The sequence below is a fragment of the Variovorax sp. GW821-FHT10D07 genome (genome assembly GCF_059415325.1).
In genome coordinates this window covers 828,089-848,113 of the sequence record NZ_JBWKMZ010000002.1, presented here as the reverse complement: position 1 = coordinate 848,113, position 20,025 = coordinate 828,089, and the positions used below count along the sequence as shown (strand labels likewise).

Sequence of the window (20,025 nt, the reverse complement as noted above, 5' to 3'; positions counted from 1 at the left end):
CATCGAGCGCCTGCTCGCGGGCAGCGGCCTGCAGGTGGTGGCGCGCAGACCGGCATCGGCACGCTGGCACCGGTCACCGTCACGGCCGAAGCCGACCGCAGCGGCACCACCGAAGGCACCGGCTCGTACACCACGCGCGCCACCGCCGCGGCCACCGGCCTGGCGCTGTCGCCGCGCGAAACGCCGCAGTCGGTCACCGTGCTCACGCGCCAGCAGATCGAGGACCAGAACCTGCTCTCGCTCGGGCAGGCCATGAAGAGCGTCACCGGCGTGTTCGCGGTCAGCTCCGACAGCGACCGCACCGACCTCTACGCGCGCGGCTTCTACATCGACAACTACCAGTACGACGGCGTGCCGACCACGGTCACCACCGACTTCTTCGGCGCCTCCAACAACGACCCGGTGCTGTACGACCGCATCGAGATCGTGCGCGGCTCGACCGGCCTGCTGACCGGCGCCGGCAATCCCTCGGCCTCGGTCAACCTGGTGCGCAAGCATGCCGACAGCAAGGTGTTCACCGGCAGCGCCTCGCTGGCCCTGGGCTCGTGGAACCTGCGCCGCGGCACCGTCGACCTCTCGACCCCGCTGACCGAGGACGGCCGCGTGCGCGCCCGCGTCATCGGCATGACCGAGGACCGCGACTCCTTCCTCGAGCGCTACCACGGCCGCAAGCACGTGCTGTACGGCGTGGTCGATGCCGACCTCACGCCCGCCACCTCGCTGAGCGTGGGCATCGACTCCCAGGCCAGCCGTCCGAACGGATCGACCTGGGGCGGCCTGCCGCTGACCTTCGGCGACGGCGGCCCCGCGAATTGGGCTGCTTCGAAGAGCATCGGCACGCCCTGGACCCACTGGGACGCGACCAACACCACGCTGTTCGCGAACCTCACGCATGCCTTCGGCAACGGCTGGAAGCTCAAGGCCAATGTCTCGCACCGCCAGAGCAAGCAGAACGCCAAGCTGCTCTACCTGTTCGGCGACCTCGACCGCCTCACCGGCACCGGGCTGGGCTCGCTGCCCGGCTACTTCGAGCACGAATTCCGCCAGAACAGCCTCGACCTGCAGGCCACCGGCCCGTTCGAGCTGCTGGGGCGCCGGCACGAGCTGGTGCTGGGCCTGAGCAACACCCAGTCGCGCTACGTGCAGGCCAACCACGTGCGCCTGAGCGCGCTGCCCGAGGTCGGCAATTTCTACCTCTGGAACGGCGGCTATCCCGAGCCGAGCTGGGGCGAGCTCGAGGTGTCGGGCATCGACAAGTTGCGCCAGACCGGCTACTACGGCGCCGCGCGCTTCTCGGTCACCGATTCGCTCAAGTTCATCCTCGGCGCGCGCCAGAACGACTGGCGTGCCACCCGCCTCACGGCCGACGACCGGACCACGCGCCGCCATGAAGTGCTGACGCCCTATGTGGGCCTGATCTACGACCTGGGCGAGCACTACTCGGCCTATGCGAGCTACACCGACATCTTCCAGCCGCAGAACTACCGCGACACCAGCGGCAGGTACCTCGACCCGGTGACCGGCAAGAGCTACGAGATCGGCCTCAAGGGCGAGCACCTGAACGGCAGGCTGAACAGCTCGCTCGCGCTGTTCCGCTCCGAGCAGGAGAACGTGGCGCAGCGCGACGGCACCCGCCTCGTGCCCGGCTCGACCGATGGCGCCTACTACGGCGCGCGCGGCGTCGTCACCAAGGGCATCGAGCTGCAGCTGTCGGGCGAGCTGGCCGAGGGCTGGCAGGTCAACGCGGGCATCGCGCGCACGCTCGGGCGCGAGGGCAGCGGCGACCGCATCAACCCCTCGATGCCGACCACGCTGGCCACGCTGTTCACCACCTACCGGCTGCCGGGCCGCTGGCACCAGCTCACGGTCGGCGGCGGCGTCAACTGGCAGAACCGCGTGTACTACCCGTTCAGCGTGGGCGACGTCGACATGCGCTACACGCAGGGCTCGCGCGCCGTCTTCAGCCTGATGGCGCGCTACGCGGTCTCGCCGCAGCTGTCGCTGCAGCTCAATATCGAGAACCTGTTCGACAAGCGCTACAACGTCAACATCGACGGGCAGGCCTTCGCGGGCACGCCGCGCAATGCGGTGGCGACGCTGAACTACAAGTTCTGAGGGGGCGGGGAGGGGGCGATCGGACATTCGTCCAATGGCGCGAAAAGGCGCCGCGGCCGACAGTAGCGGCTCCCGTCACTCCCTTGCCAAGACCCTCTCATGAAGCACTTCCAACGCCTCCAACTCGCCGCCGCCGCCCTGGCCGTCGGCCTCTCGTTCTCCGTCACGGCCGCCAGCGCGGCGGGCCCGGCCGCGGCCGCCGCCGCCAACGCATCGCCCAGCGTGGTGCTGGTGCACGGCGCCTTCGCCGATGGTTCCGACTGGGCCAAGGTGATCCCGCTGCTGCAGGCCAAGGGCGTCAACGTCGTCTCGGTGCAGAACCCGCTGACCTCGCTGGAGGACGACGTGGCCGCCGCCAAGCGCGCCATCGACGCCCAGCCCGGCAAGGTGGTGCTGGTCGGCCACTCGTGGGGCGGCACCGTGATCACCGAGGCCGGCGGCAACGACAAGGTCGCCTCGCTGGTCTACGTGGCAGCCTTCGCGCCCGACGCGGGCCAGAACTCGGGCGAGCTCGGCAAGGACTATCCCGCGCCGCCCGGCTTTGCCCACATCGCAGCCGATGCCTCGGGCTTCCTGCGCCTCACGCCCGAGGGCATGAGCAAGCATTTCGCGCAGGACCTGCCGGCCGCGACCACGCGCGTGATGGCCGTGACGCAGGGCCCGATCCAGGCCAAGGCCTTCGAGCAGAAGGTGTCGGCCGCCGCCTGGAAGGCCAAGCCCTCGTGGTACATCGTCAGCAGCGCCGACCACATGATCCAGCCCGCGCTGCAGCGCGACATGGCCCAGCGCATCGGCGCGCACGTGACCACGCTGAACACCAGCCACGTGCCGCAGCAGGCGCAGCCCGCGAAGGTGGCCGAGGTGATCCTGGACGCCGTGCGCCAGTCGAAGTAAGGTGCCGGCCGCGTGCCGCGCCGCGTTCGTTCGCGGCCGGCACGCCGTGCCGTCGCCCTCCACCGGATCCTTCGCCTTGCAGCCCACCGCCCACGTTCCGCTCTTCGATGCCATCAAGGCGCTCGCCTTCGTCGGCGACCTCAGCATGGGCCAGCCCATCGACCACTCGGCGCGCGTGGCGTGGATCGCCGCGAGGCTGGCGCAGGCGATGGGCCGGGACGATGCGGCGCAGGGCCACGCGGCCTGCGTCGCGCTGCTGCGCTGGTCGGGCTGCACCGCCAATGCGCCCGAGTTCTCCGACCTGCTTGGCGACGACGTCGGCGGACGCCGCGCGATGCTCGCGACCGCCTCGGCGCGCGAGGCCGCGGCCTTCGCGGGCACGGTCGGCTCGCTGGCCGAGATCCATTGCGAGGTGTCGGGCGAGATCGCGCGCTTCCTCGGCCTGCCCGATGCGGTCGAGCGGCCGCTGCGCCACATGTTCGAGAACTTCGACGGCAGCGGCAAGCCGGCGGGCCTGGCCGCGCCGCATATTCCGGAGGCGGTGTACCTGGCCACGCTCGCGGGCGATCTAGAGATCTTCTCGCGCACGCATGGCCTGCAGAGCGCGCTGCGCCAGATCGCCGAGCGCGCCGACGGGCGTTATCCCGCGGCGCTGGTGCAGGTCGCGCGGCAGCACGCGGTCGACTGGCTGCATGCGCTCGACCAGGGCGCCGCGGCCGACCTGCAGGCGCCCGAGGGCGCGCTGCGCGATGCGCTCGCGCCGCTCGAGCTGATCGCCGACGTGATCGATCTCAAGATGCCGTGGATGACCGGCTTCTCGCGCCGCGTGGCCGAGGCGGCCGCCGCCTGCGCAGCGGGCGTGGGGCTCGATGCCGCGGCCTGCGAGCAGGTGCGGCGCGCGGCGCTGATCCATGGCATCGGCCGCGCCTCGGTGCCGAACGCGGTCTGGGATTCGCTGAAGCTGCGCAGCGAGGCCGACAAGGAGCGGCTGCGCCTCGTGCCCTACTGGACCGAGCGCGCCGCGCGCCGCATCGAGACCTTGCGGGCCGAGGCCGAGATCGCCTCCTTCGTCGACGAGCGGCTCGATGGCTCGGGCTTCTTCCGCGGCGTGAAGGGCGCGGCGATCGGCACGGCCGAGCGCGTGCTGGCCGCGGCGGTGCACTGGGTGCTGCTGCATACGGGCGCGCCGGGCCGGCCCGCGCTGGCGGCCGAGGAGGCGCAGGCGCAACTGCGTTGCGAGGCGGAGCAGGGCCGGCTCGACGCGGCAGCCGTCGCCGCGCTGACCGGCCGCGCATCGGTGGCCGCGAAGGCGCCCGCCGCGGAGGGCGAAGCCAATGCCTTGCTCTCGTCGCGCGAAGTCGAGGTGCTGGGCCGCATCAGCCTCGGCGAGAGCAACAAGGAAGCGGCGCGCACGCTCGGCATCAGCCCGAGCACGGTGCGCGCGCATCTCGAGAACATCTTCCGCAAGCTCGGCTGCACCACGCGCGCGGCCGCGACGCTCAAGGCGATGACGCTCGGGCTGCTCTGAGCTTTCAGCCCGGCTCGGGGCCGGTCTCGGGCGCGTTGCCCGTCATCATCTGGCTCAGCAGGCCGGCGAGCAACTCGCGCTGGCCCGTATCGAACATGCGCAGCAGATGCAGCTCGGCGGCGGCATGCTTGGGCATCGCCTCGTCGGCCAGCCGCATGCCCTTGGCCGTGAGCTTCACCAGCACGCCTCGGCCGTCGTCGGGATGGATCGAGCGCTTGACCAGCCCTTCCTGCTCGAGCCGCTTGAGCAGGTTCGACAGCCCGCCCGAGGTGAACAGCAGCGTGCTCTGCAGCCGCGAGGGCGACAGCCGGTAGGGCGCGCCGGCCACGCGCAGGGTGGCGAGCACCGCGTACTCCTGGTACTTGATGCCGAAGGGCTGCAGCACTGCGTTGATGGTGCGCAGCACCACTTCCTCGAGCCGCAGCAGCCGGCCGACCACCGCCTTGCCGCTGCTGTCGATGTCGGGCCGCTCGGTGCGCCATTGCCGGATGCCGCGCTCGACCAGGTCGCCGCCGGTCGCGGGTTGCAAGGCCTCGGGCGCGGGAACCTCGAGCGCTTCGCGCGCCTTGGCACCGCGGGGTCGCGGGGGGCTCTTCGATGCATCGTCCTTGTGCTGCATGGCGTCCTTTCGATGGCGATTTGCGTGCGTTCGCGATGCGTCTTGGTGCATCGCCGGGCAGCGGGTTGCTACCTATCTTAAATGCCTTGCGTTTATCTTTTGCAAAAGATAAAGTGAATCGCATCGCGCTTCGATCCCCTCCAGCCTTCGCTCTCACAGGAGTCGCTTCCATGAAAACCGCGCTCGCACGTTGCCTGTCCCTGGGCTTTGCCTCCTTGCTGATGTCGGGTGCGCTGCACGCCGAGGAGCTGGTGGTCGGCATCTTCGGCGGCTCCTTCGCCGACGACTCGAAGACCTGCCACATCGCCTCGTTCGAGAAGAAGACCGGCGCCAAGGTGGCGCTCAAGCTCGGCAGCTCCTCGCAGTTCGCCGCGGCCATCCGCGCGACCGGCGGCAAGTCCGATTTCGACGTGGTCTACATCGACAACTCGCTCGCCGCGCAGCTCAAGAACGAGAAGCTGCTCGAGATCATCGACAAGTCCAAACTCGCGAACGCCGCCGACATCTCGCCGCGCGCGCTCGACAAGGATGGCCAGTACATCGTGTTCATGACGGGCGCCACCGTCATCGTCTACGACACCAAGCAGATCAAGACCCCGCCCACCTCCTGGGCCGATCTCGCCAAGCCCGAGTACGACGGCCGCCTCGCCATCGGCGACATCAGCGGCACCTCGGGCTCGCAGTTCCTGATGGCGCTCAACCGCATGAAGGGCGGCGAGCTGAGCAACATGGATGCCGGCTTCGCGGCCGTGAAGCCGATCGCCAAGGCCTCGGTCACGCTCTATACGCAGGCCGACCAGATCGTCTCGCTGTTCGAGCGCCAGGAGATCGCCGCCGCCGTCTGGTACCCCGACCGCGCGGGCTCGGCCATCGACAAGGGCCTGCCGCTCGCGATCGTCTATCCGAAGGAAGGCGCGGTCGGCATCCTGCCCGCGCTGGTGATTCCCAAGGGCGCGAAGTCGCCGGCGCTCGCGCTCAAGTACATCGACGAGGTGCTGTCGAAGGAAGGCCAGGCCTGCTTCGCCGAGCGCAAGTACGCGGGCCCGGTCAACACGCAGGTCAAGCTCAGCGACAAGGCCGCGAAGATCGTTCCGTACAAGGAGACCTTCGACAAGCTCTGGCTGCCCGATCCCGAGCAGGTCGCGAAGTCCATGCCCGAGTGGACCCGCCGCTGGCAGCGCGAAGTCGCGCGCTGAGCGCCGCCGCCGTCCTCACGATTCCGTAAGCAGAATGCCCGCACTCACGCTGGAGCGCCTCGAGAAGCGCTACCCCGGACACGTCGCCGCCTCCTCGGTCTCGCTGTCGGTCCACGACGGCGAATTCATCTCGCTGCTCGGCCCCTCGGGCTGCGGCAAGACCACGGTGCTGCGCATGGTGGCGGGCCTGATCGAGCCCACGGGCGGCCGCATCCTGATCGACGGCCGCGACGTCACCGCGCTGCCCACCAACAAGCGCAACATCGGCCTGGTGTTCCAGTCCTATGCGCTGTTCCCGCACATGAGCGTGTTCGAGAACGTCGCCTTCGGCCTGCGTCGCCAGGGCGTGCAGGGCGCGGAGCTCACGCGCCGCGTCGAGCAGGCGCTGGCCAGCGTGCGCCTCTCGGCGCTGGGCGACCGGCTGCCGCGCCAGCTCTCGGGCGGCCAGCAGCAGCGCGTGGCGGTGGCGCGCTCGATCGCGCCGCGCCCGAGCATCCTGCTGTTCGACGAGCCGCTGTCCAACCTCGATGCCGCGCTGCGCGACGAGATGCAGATCGAGCTCAAGCGGCTGCAGCGCGAGGTCGGCATCACCACGCTGTTCGTCACGCACGACCAGGGCGAGGCCATGTCGATGTCCGACCGGGTCTGCGTGCTGGCCCATGGCGTGGTGCAGCAGTTCGACACGCCCGAGGCCATCTACCACCGGCCGGCCACCGGCTTCGTCGCGAGCTTCATGGGCCGGCCCAACCGGCTCGGCGGCAAGCTCGCGCGGGCGGGCGGCGCCGCGGCTACGGTGCAACTGCGCGACGGCCCGGTGCTCGCCGTGGCCCAGGCCGAGGGCATCGCCGATGGCGCCGCGGTCGACGTGGTCGTGCGCCAGGAGGACATCCGCTTCCTCGGCGCGCAAGACGTCTCCGACGCCGCGAGCCTGCCGCGCTACGAAGCCCGCGTCGCGATGCGCTCCTTCGTCGGCTCGCGCGTGCAGTACCTGCTGGCCCTCGGCGGCATCGAGCTGATCGCCGAAGCCGCCACCAACGGCCCGCATGCCGGCCTCGAGGTCGGCGCACCGGTCGGCGTGGCGATCGATCCGCGCCATGTCTACGTGAACGCCGCGGCATGAGATCGCGCCACACCGCCGGCGCCTTGCTGGCCTCGCCCCTGCTGCTGGTGCTGCTGCTGGCCTTCGTCGCGCCGGTGCTGCTGATGGTGCCGCTGAGCCTGCATCCCTACGTGCCCGGCAGCGGCATCGCGAGCGGCTGGACACTGGCCAACTACACCAGCATCCTCACCGACGAGTACTACCGCGAGGTCGTGCTGCGCACGCTGGTGCTGGGCTTCGGCGTCACCGCGATCTGCCTCGTGCTCGGCTATCCGCTGGCCTACTACATCGCCAACGCGGGCCCGCGCATGCGGCTCGCGCTGACCATGCTCGTGATCTTCCCGATGCTGCTCAACCTCGTGGTGCGCTCCTTCGGCTGGATCGCGCTCTTGGCCAACCGCGGCCTCATCAACAACCTGCTGATCGACATCGGCCTGATCGAGCGCCCGATCCGCATGATGTTCAACCTGTTCGGCTTGCTGGTCGGCATGTCGCACATCTTCCTGCCGTTCATGGTGCTGATGCTGGTGCCCGCGATCCAGGCGATCCCGAAGGACGTGCAGTCGGCCGCCTACACCCTGGCCGCGAGCCGGCTGCGCGTGTTCTGGTCGATCACGCTGCCGATGAGCGCGCCCGGCATCCTCTCGGGCTCGATCCTGGTGTTCGTGCTGACCATCAGCGCGCTGGTCACGCCGCGCATGCTCGGCGGCGCCACCTACAAGGTGATGGCCACGCTGATCTACGACGACTTCCTGCAGACGCTCGACTGGCCGGCCGGTGCCGCCATGTCTTTCGTGCTGACCGCGCTCACGCTGGCCGTGATCGCGCTGTCGAGCCGGCTGCTCAAGCGCTGGGGAGGCCAGGCATGAGCACGTCGACCGAAACGCAGCGCCAGGGCTTCGGCCTCGCCGCCACCGCCATCGCGGTGGTCGTGTTCCTGCAGATCCCGGTGCTGGTGGTGGTGCTCGCGGCCTTCAGCAAGACCGCCTACCTCACGATCCCGCCCAAGGGCCTGACCTTGCACTGGTTCGAAGTGGTGCTGCGCGATCCCGAATACCTCTCGGCCGCCTGGACCAGCCTCTGGCTCGCCGCCGCCTCGACCGCCGCTGCGCTGGTGCTCGGCCTGATCGCCGCCTATGCGATCCACCGCCGCATGGTGCCGGGCGCGGCCGCGCTGACCTCGCTGTTCATGGCGCCGCTGGTGCTGCCCTCGGTGGTGCTCGGCGTGGCGCTGTTGCAGTACTACACGATGACCGGCCTGCGCGGCAACTCGCTGGGCCTGTGGCTCGCGCACGTGGTCATCACCGTGCCCTACGTGGTGCGCGCCAGCCTCGGCAGCCTGGCGGCGGTCGACGAGTCGCTCGAAGACGCGGCGCGCGTGCTCGGCGCCGACGGCTTCACGAGCTTCCGGCTCGTCACCCTGCCGCTGGTCAAGCCCGGCCTCGTGGCCGGCGGCCTGTTCGCCTTCATCACCTCGCTCGACAACGTGCCGGTGTCGGTGTTCCTGCTCTCGGCGAGCCAGACCACCCTGCCCGTGAAGATCTTCACCTCGGTGGAGCAGGGCGTCGACCCCAGCGTCGCCGCGGTCTCCACCCTGCTGATCGTGGCCACCGGCATCGTGCTGCTGCTGGCCGAACGCTGGACCGGCTTCCACAAGCACGTCTAGACCCTTCTTCCTCTTCTTCCCCAGGACTTCGCGATGCCCACCACGAGCAAAGGCTTCCCGCTCATGCTGACCTTCGACCTCGACGCCGAGACCATGTGGACCGGCCGCGATCCCGCGAACGCGCAGCGGCCGATCCTGATGTCGCAGGGCGCCTACGGCTGGAAGGTCGGCATGCCGCGCATCCTCAAGCTGCTGGAGCGCTACGGCATCCACTCGACCTTCTTCGTGCCGGGCGAGGTGGCCGAGAAGCATCCCGAGCTGATGCGCGAGGTGATCGACCGCGGCCACGAGGTGGCGCACCACAGCTACAGCCACCGCTGGATCGTCGGCCTCACGCCCGAGGAGGAGCGCGAGGAGATGGAGAAGGGCCTCGAGGTGCTGACCCGCCTGACCGGCGCCCGCCCGCGCGGCTGGCGTTCGCCCGCGGCCGAGTTCAGCGCCATCACGCTCGACCTGATCAAGGAGTACGGCTTCGACTACTCCTCGAACTTCTTCGACGACGACTCGCCCTACCTGCTCGAGATCGGCGGCCAGCGCACCGACATCGTCGAGCTGCCGTTCCGCTGGGTGCTCGACGACGCGCCCTTCTTCCAGTACTCGATCACGCTGCCGGGCCGCACCTTGCAGGCGCCCTCGGCCGCGCTCGAGGCCTGGAAGAGCGAGTTCGACGTGCTGCATGCCGAGGACCGCATGATGATGGTCGGCATGCACCCGCAGATCATCGGCCAGCCCTCGCGGCTCAAGGTGCTCGAGGGCCTGATCGAGCACGCGCTCGCGCATTCCGACGTGTGGATCGACCGCTGCGACCGCATCTCCGACGACATGCGCCCGCGCCTGCGGGCCGCGGTGGCCGCATGAACGCCGTCGCCACCCCAGCGCCGCGCCGGCTGATCGTGAGCGGCGGTGCCAGCGGCATCGGCCTCGCGGTCGCGCGCATGGCGGTGGCGCGCGGCGCCCGCGTGGTGCTGCTCGACCGCGACACGGCCGCGCTCGCCGAAGCCGTGCGCCTGCTCGGCGAGGCGGCGCTGGCGCTCGAATGCGACGTGAGCGACGCACCGGCCGTGCGCACCGCGGTGGACCGCGCCGCGCAATGGCTGGGCGGCGTCGACGCGCTGGTCAACTCGGCCGGCATCGATGCGCTGACATCGCTCGAGGCCACCAGCGACGAGGAGTGGGCACGCGTGCTGGCCGTCAACCTCACGGGGCCGATGCTGGTGTGCCGCGCCACGCTGCCTCACCTGCGCGCGGCCGGTGGCGGCAGCATCGTCAACATCGCCTCGGGCGCCGGCCTGCGGCCGCTGCCCAACCGCACCGCCTACTGCGCGAGCAAGGCCGCGGTCATCATGTTCGGCAAGTCGCTCGCCATCGAGACCGCGGCCGACGGCATCCGCGTCAACGCGGTCTGCCCGGGCGCGATCGACACGCCGCTGTTCCGCACCAGCTACGAGAACGCCGACGATCCCGAGCGCGCGCTGGCCGAGATCCGCGAGCGCTATGCGCTGGGCCGCATCGCCGCGCCCGAGGAGGTGGCCGAGGCCGTGCTCTACCTCAGCGGCCCGGGCGCCAGCTACATCACCGGCACCGCGCTCGCCGTCGACGGCGGCCGCACCTTCCACTGAAAGGCCCGCGATGACATTCGATCGGCGCGTGGCGGTGGTCACCGGGGGCGGGCAGGGCATCGGTGCCGCCGCGGTGATGGAGTTCCTGGGGCGTGGCGCGCGCGTCGCGGTGCTCGACCTCGACTGCGCGCCGCTCGACGCGCAACTGGCCGGCGACGGCGTCGCGCCCGGCCTGGCCTCGCGCTGCCTGCGCGTGAGCGGCGACTGCACCGATGCGGCAGTGGTCTCGGCCTTCTTCGATCGCGTGGAATCGGCCTTCGGCCCGGTCGACATCCTGTTCAACAACGTCGGCCAGAGCGCGCGCGAACGCGGCGCGCCCTTCGTCGAATCGCGGGAGGAGGTCTGGCGCTTCGTGCTCGAGGTCTCGCTGCTCACGGCCATGCGCGCCTCGCGCCGCGTGGCGCCCGGCATGAAGGCGCGCGGCTTCGGCCGCATCGTCAACATGAGCACCGACGCGGCCTTCGTCGGCGACGTGGGCCTCGCCGACTACGCGGCCGCCAAGATGGGCGTGGTGGGCTTCACGCGCTCGCTGGCACGCGAGCTCGCGCCGCACGGCGTCACGGTCAATGCCGTGTGCCCCGGCGCGATCCGCACCCGCGCGCACGACCAGCTCAACCCCGAGGTGCTCGCGCGCATCGTGGCCGACACGCCCGCGGGCTTCATCGGCACGCCACGCGACGTGGCCACGGCCGTGGCCTTCCTGGCGGGCGACGACGCCCGCTTCATCACCGGCCAGACGCTGCTGATCGACGGCGGCCGCTGGATGCTCTGACTTCCGACTTCGAGGAACGACCATGGATCTGATGGACCACGGCGCCGTGGCGCTGGCCGCGCTGGTGCGGCGCAAGGAGGCCTCGCCGGTGGAGATCGTGCAGGCCGCGCTCGCGCGCATCGAGGCGCGCCGCGAGCTCAACGCCTTCATCACCGTGACCGCCGACCAGGCACTGGCCGCCGCGCGCCGCGCGGAAGCAGCCGTGATGGCCGGCGAGCCGCTGGGCCCGCTGCATGGCATTCCCTATTCGGTCAAGGACCTGACACTGACGGCCGGCGTGCGCACCACCATGGGCTCGGCCATCTACGAGGACTTCGTGCCCAAGGACGACGCGGTGGCCGTGGCGCGCGCCAAGGCCGCGGGCGCGATCCTGATCGGCAAGACCCTCACGCCCGAGTTCGGCCACAAGCAGGTGCCCACGGCGCCGCTGTTCGGCCGCACGCTGAACCCGATCAACCCGGCCTACACACCCGGCGCCTCGAGCAGCGGTGCCGCGGTCGCGGTGGCGGCCGGCATGGGGCCGCTGGCGCTGGGCACCGATGGCGGCGGCTCGATCCGCATTCCCGCGGCCTGCTGCGGCATCGTCGGCCTCAAGGCCACGCTCGGCGTGGTGCCGCACCTGCAGGCGCCCGACCTCTATTCGGCCAACTCCTTCACCGGGCCGATGGCGCGCGACGTGGCCGACACCCGGCTGTTGTTCGAGGCCATCGCGGGCTTCGATGTGCGCGATCCCTGGGGCACGGGCAGCGCGCCGCCGCGCCGTGCCGCGTCCGTTTCGCTGCGCGGCCTGCGCGTGGCCTGGTTGCCGAGCGCGGGCAACCGCGTCGACCCCGAGGTGGAGGCCATCGCCGGTGCCGCCGTGCAGGCGATGGCGCGCGAGGGCGCCATCGTCGAGACCGTGCAGCTCGATTTCGTATCGCTCGAGAAGCACTTCCTGGTCGTGCTGCAGTCGCTGCTGGCCGCGCGCGTGGGCGCCAACCTCGAGCGCTTCGGCAACCGGCTCGATGCCTCGCTGATCGACGCGGTGCAAAAGGGCCGCCGCCACACGGCCGTCGATTTGCACGAGGCCACCTTCGCGAAGACCCGCTGCTTCAATGAGCTGCAGGCGCTGTTCGAACGCTTCGACGTGCTGGTGTCGCCCACGCTGTCGGCGCCGCCGCTGCCCATCGACATGGACGTGAGCGGCGAGATCGAGATCGCCGGCCGGCCCGCGGGCACGGTGCGCGGTGCCTGGTATCCCTACACCTACCCGATGAACCTCACGGGCCATCCTGCGCTGTCGATGCCCTGCGGCCGCAGCGCCATCGGCCTGCCGATCGGCCTGCAGCTCGTGGGCCGCTGGTACGACGACCACTATCTGCTCGATGTCGCAGCGCTGGTCGAGCAGGCGCTCGGTTGAGCGATCCCCTTTCTTTCACCGCGAGGTCTTCCATGCCGTCCTTCATCCGCCGATCCCTTGCCGTCGCGGCCTTCGCGGCCTGTGTCCTTCCGGCCGCTCATGCGCAATTGCCACCGGGCCTCGCGGGAGGCAACCTCAGGATCGTCGTCGGCTATGCGGCCGGCGGCGCGGCCGACACGGTCGCGCGCCTCTATGCCGAGCAGCTCAAGGACGCGGGCTTCGGCAGCATCGTGGTCGACAACAAGCCCGGCGCCTCGGCGCGCCTGGCCTGGGACACGGTGAAGAAGGCCAAGCCCGACGGCCTCACGCTCTACCTCGCGCCGTCGCCGCTGCTCACCATCCTGCCGCTGACCTACAAGACGCCGGGCTACGACGCCGACAAGGACCTGGTGCCGGTCGCGCTGCTGGTCGAGATTCCCACCGCGGTCGTGACCGGCGCCGGTCAGCCCTACAGCTCGATGAAGCAGTACGTCGAATGGGCGAAGAAGAACCCGAGCAAGGCGACGCTGGGCCTCGCGACCATCGGCAGCTCAGGCCACCTCGGCGCCTTCGCGCTCGCCAAGGCGCAGGGCTTCGAGCTCACGCCCGTGGCCTACCGCGGCGCCTCGCCGATGCTGATCGACGTGGTCGGCGGCGAGCTGTCGATGGGCTGGGATGCGGCCGCCAGCATGATGCCGCTCTACAAGGGCGGCAAGATCAAGTTCCTCGGTCTCAGCGGCGACAAGCGGCTGCCGGCCCTGCCCGACGTGCCCACGGCCAAGGAGCAGGGCTTCGGCGAGTTCGTCGCGGCCACGAGCTGGTACGCGGTCTATGCGCCCGCGGGCACGCCGGCCGCCGCGCTGTCGGCGCTGGAGCGTGGCTTTCTCGCGGCCGCGGCCAGGCCCGAGCTCGCGCGCAGCCTCGAGGCGGCCGGGCTGGTCGCCCATGCCGAGGGCCGCGCCGAACTCGCGCAGCGGGCGCAGCGCGAGCGCAGGAACTGGGAGCCGATCGTCAAGGCGGCCGGCATCGTCATCGACGAATAGCACGCACGAAGGCTCGATGTCCATGTCCGACGATTCGCTCTTCTTCACGCCCGCGACCGAGCTGGCCGGCCTGATCCGCGCGCGCAAGCTCTCGCCGGTCGAGCTGGTGACGGCGGTGCTCGCGCGCGCCGAGCGCCTGCAGCCCACGCTCAACTGCTTCATCACCCTGACGCCCGAACGCGCCCTGGCCGAGGCCCGCCGCGCGGAGGACGCCATAGCGGCCGGCCGGCCGCTCGGCGCGCTGCACGGCATTCCGTTCTCGGTCAAGGATCTGGTCAACACCGAGGGCGTGGCCACCACCTTCGGCGCCGTGATCCACCGCGACAACGTGCCTGCCGAAGACGCGGTGAGCGTGGCGCGCCTGCGCGCCCAGGGCGCGATCCTGATCGGCAAGACCACCACGCCCGAGTTCGGCTCGGGCCCGCTGACCAACTCGCCGCTGTTCGGCAGCACGCGCAACCCGTGGAACCTCGCGCGCACCTGCGGCGGCTCGAGCGGCGGCGCCGCGGCCGCGGTCGCCGCGGGCATCGCGCCGCTCGCGGTCGCCACCGACGGTGGCGGTTCCACGCGCATCCCGGCCGCCTGCAACGGCGTGGTCGGCATCAAGCAGTCGGTCGGCGTGATCCCGCACAGCCAGGCGCAGGACCTCTACGGCAACCAGACCTACGTCACGCCGATGACCCGCACCGTGGGCGACACCGCGCTGATGCTGCAGGCGATGGCCGGGCCGTCGCCGGTCGATCCCTGGTCGATCGGCCTGCGTTCGCACGACTACGTGGCGGCCGCCGCCAACCCCGGCGACCTGCGCGGCCGGCGCGTGCTGTGCTGCGCCGCGCCGCCGGGCCGGCCGGTGTCGGCCGACGTGGCGCGCAACTTCGAGGCCGCGCTGCGCACGCTGGCGGACCTGGGCGCGAGCATCGAGCACTTCGACGGCGAAGGCTTCGAGGTCGAGCCGATCTGGCGCGCGATCAACCACACGGTGTGGCGCGCGCGCTTCGGACCGCTGGTCGAGCGGCATCCCGACAGCTTCAGCGAGACCTTCCGGCGCCAGGTCGAGTCGGCGGCCGGCGTGAGCGGCGTGGAGTACCAGGAGGCGATGTTCGCGCGCTCGCAGCTGTTCAAGCGCGTGCAGGCGCTGTTCGAGCACGCCGACCTGCTCGCCATGCCCACGCTCACGCGCTCCGCGGTGGCGCTCGAGCAGGACCTGTTCGCGCCGCTCGACATCGACGGCCAGCCCTACGAGAACGTGCGCGCGCACTGGTATCCATGGACCATGCCCTTCAACATGACCGGGCATCCGGCCATCAGCCTGCCGAGCGGTTTCGGCGGCGACGGCATGCCGCTGGGCCTGCAGCTCGTGGGCCGTTTCCAGGACGACGCGACGCTGCTGGGCGCGTCGGCCGCTTTCGAGACCGCCACGGGATTCATGGCGCGGCGACCCGAACTCGCTTGAGCAGAGCCGTCGATATCATCGGCGCATGAAGCAACACACCCGCTGCAGCTGGGCCGAGGGCGATGCCCTGATGAGCGCCTACCACGACGCCGAATGGGGCGTGCCCGAGCGCGATCCGCGCATGCTCTGGGAGACGCTGATGCTCGAGGGCTTCCAGGCCGGCCTGGCCTGGATCACCGTGCTGCGCAAGCGCGACACTTTCCGCGAGGCCTTCGCGGGCTTCGATCCCAGGAAGGTCGCGCGCTTCGACGAGAAGGATATCGAGCGGCTGATGGGCAACCCCGGCATCATCCGCGCGCGCGCCAAGATCGAGGCCACCATCCGCGGCGCCCAGATCTACAACGAGATGGAAGCGCGCGGCGAGAGCTTCACCGACTTCTGCTGGTCCTTCACCGGCGGCAAGGTGATCGAGAACGACGGCAAGACGCGCACCGTGTCCTCCGAGCTGTCCGAGCGCGTGTCGAAGGAACTCAAGAAGCGCGGCTTCAAGTTCGTCGGCCCGACCATCGTCTATGCCTGGCTGCAGGCGGTGGGCATCGTCAACGACCACGACGCGGCCTGCTTCCGGCGTTCGCAGGTCGCCAAGGCGGGCTGAGCGGCTTTTCTCGTCGCCTCTTTCGTCTCTTCCGACGATGCGGCACCCCCCGGGCCGCGACAAGATCGTTCTCCATACAGACTAGGCCGCCCACGGCCAAGGAGACGGACGATGCCGGGCCCATTGCAAGGATTGCGCGTGATCGAGATGGCGGGCCTCGGCCCCGGCCCCTTCTGCGCGATGCTGTTCGCCGACATGGGCGCCGAGGTGCTGCGCATCGAGCGGCCCGGCACGCCGCGCAACCCCAACGACATCCTCGCGCGCGGCCGCAGCCTGCTGCAGATCGACCTGCGCGCCGAGGGCGCGGCCGCCACCGTGCGCGATGCCATCGCGCGCGCCGACGTGCTGATCGAGGGCTTCCGCCCCGGCGTGATGGAGCGCCTGGGCCTCGGTCCGGCCGATTGCCTCGCGCTCAATCCGCGCCTGGTCTACGGCCGCATGACCGGCTGGGGCCAGCACGGCCCGCTGGCGCAGGCGGCCGGTCACGACATCAACTACATCGCGCTGAGCGGCGCGCTGCACGCGGTCGGCCGCGCGGGCGAGCCGCCGGTGCCGCCGCTCAACTACGTCGGCGACTTCGGCGGCGGCGCCATGTTCCTGGCCTTCGGCATTCTCGCGGCGCTGCACGAGGTCAAGGCCTCGGGCCAGGGCCAGGTGGTCGATGCCGCCATGACCGACGGCGCCGCGCTGATGTCGGCCATGATGTACGGCCTCAAGGCGGGCGGCCGGTGGAGCAACCAGCGCGGCGAGAACCTGATCGACGGCGGCGCCCACTTCTACGACACCTATGCCTGCGCCGACGGCCGCTACGTGGCCATCGGCGCCATCGAGCCGCAGTTCTATGCGCTGCTGCGCGAGCGTTGCGGCATCGCCGACGACCCGGCCTTCGATGCCCAGATGGACGCCGCGCGCTGGCCGCTGCTCAAGCTGCGCCTGGCCGACGTTTTCCGCACCCGCACGCGCGACGAGTGGTGCGCGCTGCTCGAGGGCAGCGACGCCTGCTTCGCGCCGGTGCTCGACTGGGACGAGGCGCCCTCGCATCCGCACAACGTGGCGCGCGGCACTTTCGTCGAGGTCGACGGCGTGGTGCAGCCCGCGCCCGCGCCGCGCTTCAGCCGCAGCGCGCCGCCCGCGCTCTCGGGCGAGCCGCGCGAGGAAGGCGCGGCGCTGCTGCGGCGCTGGGGCGTGGGCGAGGACACCGCGCCATCGCTGCGCGCGGCCTGAGCGCCGCCCCGCGGCCGCGCATCGGCATCGGCAAGACAGAGGAGGCTCCCATGTACCTGACCCAGTCCCTGCACAAGGGCCGCCGCGAGAAGGGCGAGGCCATCGCCATCGTCAGCGGCGCGCACCGCCTCGGCTTCGGCGAATTCACCGACCGCGTCGCGCGGCTCGGTGCCGCGCTGCGGCAGCTCGGCATGGCGCGCGGCGACCGCGTGGGCATGATGAGCCTCAACTCGCACCGCTTCGTCGAATACTTCTTCGGCACCTGGTGGGGCGGCGGCGTCGTCAACCCCGTCAACATCCGCTGGAACCCGAAGGAGGTCGCCTACTCGCTCGACGACTGCGACACCCGCATCCTGCTGGTGGACGACCTGTTCGCGCCGCTGGTCGGCGAGCTGCGCCGGCTCTCCACGTCGCTGCGCACCGTGGTCTATTGCGGCGAGCGCGAGGTGCCCGAGGGCATGGTCGGCTACGAGGCGCTGCTGGCCGGCACCGCGGCCATCGACGACGCGCCGCACACCGGCGACGAGCTCGCGGCCGTGATGTACACCGGCGGCACCACCGGCCGACCCAAGGGCGTGATGCTGAGCCATGGCAGCCTCTGCATCGATGCGCTGGCCACCGTCGCGGCCCTGCCGCGCGATGGGCACGAGGCGGTCTCGATCGTCGCCGCGCCGATGTTTCACGTCGCCGGCTGCGGCATCGCGATCCAGAACATGCTGCGGCTGGTGCCCATGCACGTGGTGCCGATGTTCGACGAGCTCGCGGTGCTCGATACCCTGCAGCAGGCGCGCGTCACCGAGATGTTCCTGGTGCCGACCATGATCAAGCGCGTGATCGAGCATCCGCGCTTCGGCGAATTCGACCTGTCGCGGCTGAAGCTGCTGTTCTACGGCGCCGCACCCATCGATGCCGCGCTGCTCGACCAGGCCATGCGCGCGCTGCCGGCCACCGCCTTCGCGCAGGTCTACGGCATGACCGAGCTGTCGCCCGTGGTCACGGCGCTGCCGCCGCGCTGCCATCTGCCGGGCCCCGACCGCGACCGCCTGCTGCGTTCGGCCGGCACGCCGATCGCCATCGCCGAGGTGCGCATCGTCGACGGCGAGGACCGCGAGCTGCCCGCGGGCCAGGTCGGCGAGATCGTCGCGCGCGGGCCGATGGTGATGCAGGGCTACTGGAACAAGCCGGCCGAGACCGAGGCCGCGCTGCGCGGCGGCTGGATGCACACCGGCGACGGCGGCTACATGGACGCGCAGGGCTTCGTCTTCGTGGTCGACCGCATGAAGGACATGATCGTGAGCGGCGGCGAGAACGTCTACTCGGCCGAGGTCGAGAATGCCATCGCGCAGCTGCCGCAGGTGCTGATGTCGGCCGTGATCGGCGTGCCCGACGATAAGTGGGGCGAACGCGTGCATGCCGTGATCGTGCGGCGCGAGGGCATGGCGCTCGAAGCCGAGGCCGTGATCGCGCACTGCCGCGCGCAGATCGCGAGCTACAAGTGCCCGCGCAGCGTGGAGTTCCGCGATGCGCTGCCGCTGTCGGCCGCGGGCAAGCTGCAGAAGTTCCAGCTGCGCGATCCCTACTGGGCCGGCAAGCAGCGCCGCGTGGGGTGAAGCCGCGCACAGAACATCAACGAAGAGACGAACGAGGACACGCCGAACATGACGATCGACTTTCGCCGCTCCTGGAGCGATGAGGACCTGGAGCGCTACCGCGACACCGTGGTGCGCTTCATCGAGGCCGAGATGGTTCCGCACGACGAGGAGGCGCGCAAGCGCGGCCACGTCGGCCACGAGATCTGGCGCAAGGCCGGCGCGCTCGGCCTGCTGTGCGCCGACATCCCCGAAGAATACGGCGGCGCCGGCGGCGACTTCCGCCACGAGGCCGTGTTCTACGAGGAGGCCGCGCGCCGCGGCCTCAGCGGCATGGCGACCTCGGTGCACAGCATCGTCGCGCACTACTTCCTCAACCATGGCACCGAGGCGCAGAAGCAGCACTACCTGCCGCGCATGGCGCGCGGCGAACTGGTCGGCGCGGTGGCCATGACCGAGCCCGGCGCCGGCTCCGACCTGCAGGGCGTGCGCACGCGCGCCGAGAAGAAGGACGGCGGCTACGTCATCAACGGTTCCAAGACCTTCATCACCAACGGCTTCCTCGCCGGCGTGGTGCTGGTGGTCGCCAAGACCGATCCCGCGCAGGCCGCCAAGGGCACCTCGATCCTGATCGTCGAGACCGAGGGCTGCGAGGGCTTTCGCGTCGGCCGCGTGCTCGACAAGATCGGCATGAAGGCGCAGGACACCTCCGAGCTCTTCTTCGACGACGTGCGCGTGGCCGCCGATGCCGTGCTCGGCGGCGTCGAGGGGCAGGGCTTCTTCCAGCTCATGGGCGACCTGCCCTACGAGCGCACCATCATCGGCGTCAGCGCGCTCGCCACCATGGAGGGCGCCTACCAGGCCACGCTCGACTACGTACGCGACCGCAAGGCCTTCGGCAAGCCCATCGCCGAGTTCCAGAACACCAAGTTCAAGCTCGCCGAGATCGCGACCCAGATCAAGGTCGGTCGCGCCTTCATCGACCGCTGCGTCGAGGAGCTCGTCGCCGGCACGCTCGACACCGCCACCGCCTCCATGGCGAAGCTCTGGGGCTCGGAGGCGCAGGGCCGGGTGGTCGACGAATGCCTGCAGCTGTTCGGCGGCTATGGCTTCATGAACGAGTACATGGTGGCGCGCATGTATGCCGATGCGCGGGTGCAGCGGATCTATGGCGGGACCAACGAGATCATGAAGGAGGTGATCTCGCGGGCGTTGTGAGTGGGCCTGCCGGGCCC

General features: G+C 70.6%; 18 protein-coding genes. 17 read left to right on the top strand and 1 reads right to left on the bottom strand.

From position 1 onward, the window contains the following. The first annotated feature begins 54 nt into the window (after nt 1-54). The 3 genes from fhuE to AC07PU_RS09260 all read left to right on the top strand — a co-directional run bounded on the left by fhuE (nt 55) and on the right by AC07PU_RS09260 (nt 4,537). Nucleotides 55-2,115, top strand: a complete 2,061-nt coding sequence (gene fhuE, locus AC07PU_RS09270; RefSeq protein WP_495317263.1) for a ferric-rhodotorulic acid/ferric-coprogen receptor FhuE — start codon at nt 55-57, stop codon at nt 2,113-2,115. A gap of 99 nt (nt 2,116-2,214) precedes the next feature. Continuing rightward, on the top strand, nt 2,215-3,009 hold the full coding sequence (locus tag AC07PU_RS09265) for an alpha/beta fold hydrolase (protein ID WP_495316918.1): 795 nt from the start codon (nt 2,215-2,217) through the stop codon (nt 3,007-3,009). 76 nt (nt 3,010-3,085) lie between these two features. Continuing rightward, entirely contained in the window at nt 3,086-4,537 is a 1,452-nt protein-coding gene (locus tag AC07PU_RS09260) for an HD domain-containing phosphohydrolase (RefSeq protein WP_495316916.1), read from the top strand. A 4-nt stretch (nt 4,538-4,541) separates the two neighbouring features. On the opposite strand, the gene AC07PU_RS09255 is transcribed toward AC07PU_RS09260, so the two are convergent. Beyond that, nucleotides 4,542-5,156: a MarR family winged helix-turn-helix transcriptional regulator gene (locus AC07PU_RS09255; protein WP_495316914.1), complete on the bottom strand. Its 615-nt coding sequence runs from the start codon at nt 5,154-5,156 to the stop codon at nt 4,542-4,544. Between the two features lie 170 nt (nt 5,157-5,326). Here AC07PU_RS09255 and AC07PU_RS09250 point away from each other — a divergent pair, with 170 nt between their 5' ends. The 14 genes from AC07PU_RS09250 (at nt 5,327) to AC07PU_RS09185 (ending at nt 20,008) form a co-directional block, all read left to right on the top strand. After that, nucleotides 5,327-6,352: an ABC transporter substrate-binding protein gene (locus AC07PU_RS09250; protein WP_495316911.1), complete on the top strand. Its 1,026-nt coding sequence runs from the start codon at nt 5,327-5,329 to the stop codon at nt 6,350-6,352. Nucleotides 6,353-6,386: 34 nt separating this feature from the next. Beyond that, on the top strand, nt 6,387-7,472 hold the full coding sequence (locus tag AC07PU_RS09245; RefSeq protein ID WP_495316909.1) for an ABC transporter ATP-binding protein: 1,086 nt from the start codon (nt 6,387-6,389) through the stop codon (nt 7,470-7,472). Continuing rightward, nucleotides 7,469-8,320: an ABC transporter permease gene (locus AC07PU_RS09240; RefSeq protein WP_057589639.1), complete on the top strand. Its 852-nt coding sequence runs from the start codon at nt 7,469-7,471 to the stop codon at nt 8,318-8,320. The genes AC07PU_RS09245 and AC07PU_RS09240 overlap by 4 nt, the downstream gene beginning before the upstream one ends. Beyond that, nucleotides 8,317-9,117, top strand: coding sequence for an ABC transporter permease (locus tag AC07PU_RS09235; protein WP_495316906.1), 801 nt, complete (start codon nt 8,317-8,319; stop codon nt 9,115-9,117). Before AC07PU_RS09240 ends, AC07PU_RS09235 begins: the two co-directional genes overlap by 4 nt. A 33-nt stretch (nt 9,118-9,150) precedes the next feature. Continuing rightward, nucleotides 9,151-9,975 carry a polysaccharide deacetylase family protein gene (locus tag AC07PU_RS09230; protein ID WP_495316904.1) on the top strand — a complete coding sequence of 275 codons (825 nt, stop codon included), beginning with the start codon at nt 9,151-9,153 and terminating at the stop codon, nt 9,973-9,975. After that, on the top strand, nt 9,972-10,736 hold the full coding sequence (locus tag AC07PU_RS09225) for an SDR family NAD(P)-dependent oxidoreductase (RefSeq protein WP_495316902.1): 765 nt from the start codon (nt 9,972-9,974) through the stop codon (nt 10,734-10,736). The genes AC07PU_RS09230 and AC07PU_RS09225 overlap by 4 nt, the downstream gene beginning before the upstream one ends. 10 nt (nt 10,737-10,746) lie before the next feature. Beyond that, nucleotides 10,747-11,508, top strand: a complete 762-nt coding sequence (locus tag AC07PU_RS09220; RefSeq protein ID WP_203205106.1) for an SDR family NAD(P)-dependent oxidoreductase — start codon at nt 10,747-10,749, stop codon at nt 11,506-11,508. Nucleotides 11,509-11,530: 22 nt separating this feature from the next. Then, nucleotides 11,531-12,907 carry an amidase gene (locus tag AC07PU_RS09215; RefSeq protein ID WP_495316900.1) on the top strand — a complete coding sequence of 459 codons (1,377 nt, stop codon included), beginning with the start codon at nt 11,531-11,533 and terminating at the stop codon, nt 12,905-12,907. A gap of 32 nt (nt 12,908-12,939) precedes the next feature. Next, nucleotides 12,940-13,929 (top strand): Bug family tripartite tricarboxylate transporter substrate binding protein, encoded by a 990-nt coding sequence (locus AC07PU_RS09210; RefSeq protein ID WP_495316898.1) that lies wholly within the window; start codon nt 12,940-12,942, stop codon nt 13,927-13,929. Between the two features lie 16 nt (nt 13,930-13,945). Beyond that, nucleotides 13,946-15,382 carry an amidase gene (locus AC07PU_RS09205; protein ID WP_495316896.1) on the top strand — a complete coding sequence of 479 codons (1,437 nt, stop codon included), beginning with the start codon at nt 13,946-13,948 and terminating at the stop codon, nt 15,380-15,382. Nucleotides 15,383-15,407: 25 nt separating this feature from the next. Beyond that, nucleotides 15,408-15,977 carry a DNA-3-methyladenine glycosylase I gene (locus tag AC07PU_RS09200; RefSeq protein ID WP_495316894.1) on the top strand — a complete coding sequence of 190 codons (570 nt, stop codon included), beginning with the start codon at nt 15,408-15,410 and terminating at the stop codon, nt 15,975-15,977. 111 nt (nt 15,978-16,088) lie between these two features. Further along, nucleotides 16,089-17,201, top strand: coding sequence for a CaiB/BaiF CoA transferase family protein (locus tag AC07PU_RS09195; protein ID WP_495316892.1), 1,113 nt, complete (start codon nt 16,089-16,091; stop codon nt 17,199-17,201). A gap of 50 nt (nt 17,202-17,251) precedes the next feature. Then, nucleotides 17,252-18,811 carry a long-chain-fatty-acid--CoA ligase gene (locus tag AC07PU_RS09190; RefSeq protein ID WP_495316889.1) on the top strand — a complete coding sequence of 520 codons (1,560 nt, stop codon included), beginning with the start codon at nt 17,252-17,254 and terminating at the stop codon, nt 18,809-18,811. 48 nt (nt 18,812-18,859) lie between these two features. After that, nucleotides 18,860-20,008, top strand: coding sequence for an acyl-CoA dehydrogenase family protein (locus tag AC07PU_RS09185; protein WP_495316887.1), 1,149 nt, complete (start codon nt 18,860-18,862; stop codon nt 20,006-20,008). Nucleotides 20,009-20,025 lie beyond the last annotated feature (17 nt).

What these genes read in the sequence shown, in the direction of transcription:
- AC07PU_RS09220 (WP_203205106.1), top strand. Translation starts at nt 10,747, where the DNA reads ATGACATTCGATCGGCGCGTGGCGGTGGTCACCGGGGGCGGGCAGGGC.
- AC07PU_RS09215 (WP_495316900.1), top strand. Translation starts at nt 11,531, where the DNA reads ATGGATCTGATGGACCACGGCGCCGTGGCGCTGGCCGCGCTGGTGCGG.
- AC07PU_RS09230 (WP_495316904.1), top strand. Translation starts at nt 9,151, where the DNA reads ATGCCCACCACGAGCAAAGGCTTCCCGCTCATGCTGACCTTCGACCTC.
- AC07PU_RS09250 (WP_495316911.1), top strand. Translation starts at nt 5,327, where the DNA reads ATGAAAACCGCGCTCGCACGTTGCCTGTCCCTGGGCTTTGCCTCCTTG.
- AC07PU_RS09195 (WP_495316892.1), top strand. Translation starts at nt 16,089, where the DNA reads ATGCCGGGCCCATTGCAAGGATTGCGCGTGATCGAGATGGCGGGCCTC.
- AC07PU_RS09240 (WP_057589639.1), top strand. Translation starts at nt 7,469, where the DNA reads ATGAGATCGCGCCACACCGCCGGCGCCTTGCTGGCCTCGCCCCTGCTG.
- AC07PU_RS09245 (WP_495316909.1), top strand. Translation starts at nt 6,387, where the DNA reads ATGCCCGCACTCACGCTGGAGCGCCTCGAGAAGCGCTACCCCGGACAC.
- AC07PU_RS09255 (WP_495316914.1), bottom strand. Translation starts at nt 5,156, where the DNA reads ATGCAGCACAAGGACGATGCATCGAAGAGCCCCCCGCGACCCCGCGGT.
- AC07PU_RS09190 (WP_495316889.1), top strand. Translation starts at nt 17,252, where the DNA reads ATGTACCTGACCCAGTCCCTGCACAAGGGCCGCCGCGAGAAGGGCGAG.
- AC07PU_RS09235 (WP_495316906.1), top strand. Translation starts at nt 8,317, where the DNA reads ATGAGCACGTCGACCGAAACGCAGCGCCAGGGCTTCGGCCTCGCCGCC.
- AC07PU_RS09225 (WP_495316902.1), top strand. Translation starts at nt 9,972, where the DNA reads ATGAACGCCGTCGCCACCCCAGCGCCGCGCCGGCTGATCGTGAGCGGC.
- AC07PU_RS09185 (WP_495316887.1), top strand. Translation starts at nt 18,860, where the DNA reads ATGACGATCGACTTTCGCCGCTCCTGGAGCGATGAGGACCTGGAGCGC.
- AC07PU_RS09210 (WP_495316898.1), top strand. Translation starts at nt 12,940, where the DNA reads ATGCCGTCCTTCATCCGCCGATCCCTTGCCGTCGCGGCCTTCGCGGCC.
- AC07PU_RS09205 (WP_495316896.1), top strand. Translation starts at nt 13,946, where the DNA reads ATGTCCATGTCCGACGATTCGCTCTTCTTCACGCCCGCGACCGAGCTG.
- AC07PU_RS09265 (WP_495316918.1), top strand. Translation starts at nt 2,215, where the DNA reads ATGAAGCACTTCCAACGCCTCCAACTCGCCGCCGCCGCCCTGGCCGTC.
- AC07PU_RS09200 (WP_495316894.1), top strand. Translation starts at nt 15,408, where the DNA reads ATGAAGCAACACACCCGCTGCAGCTGGGCCGAGGGCGATGCCCTGATG.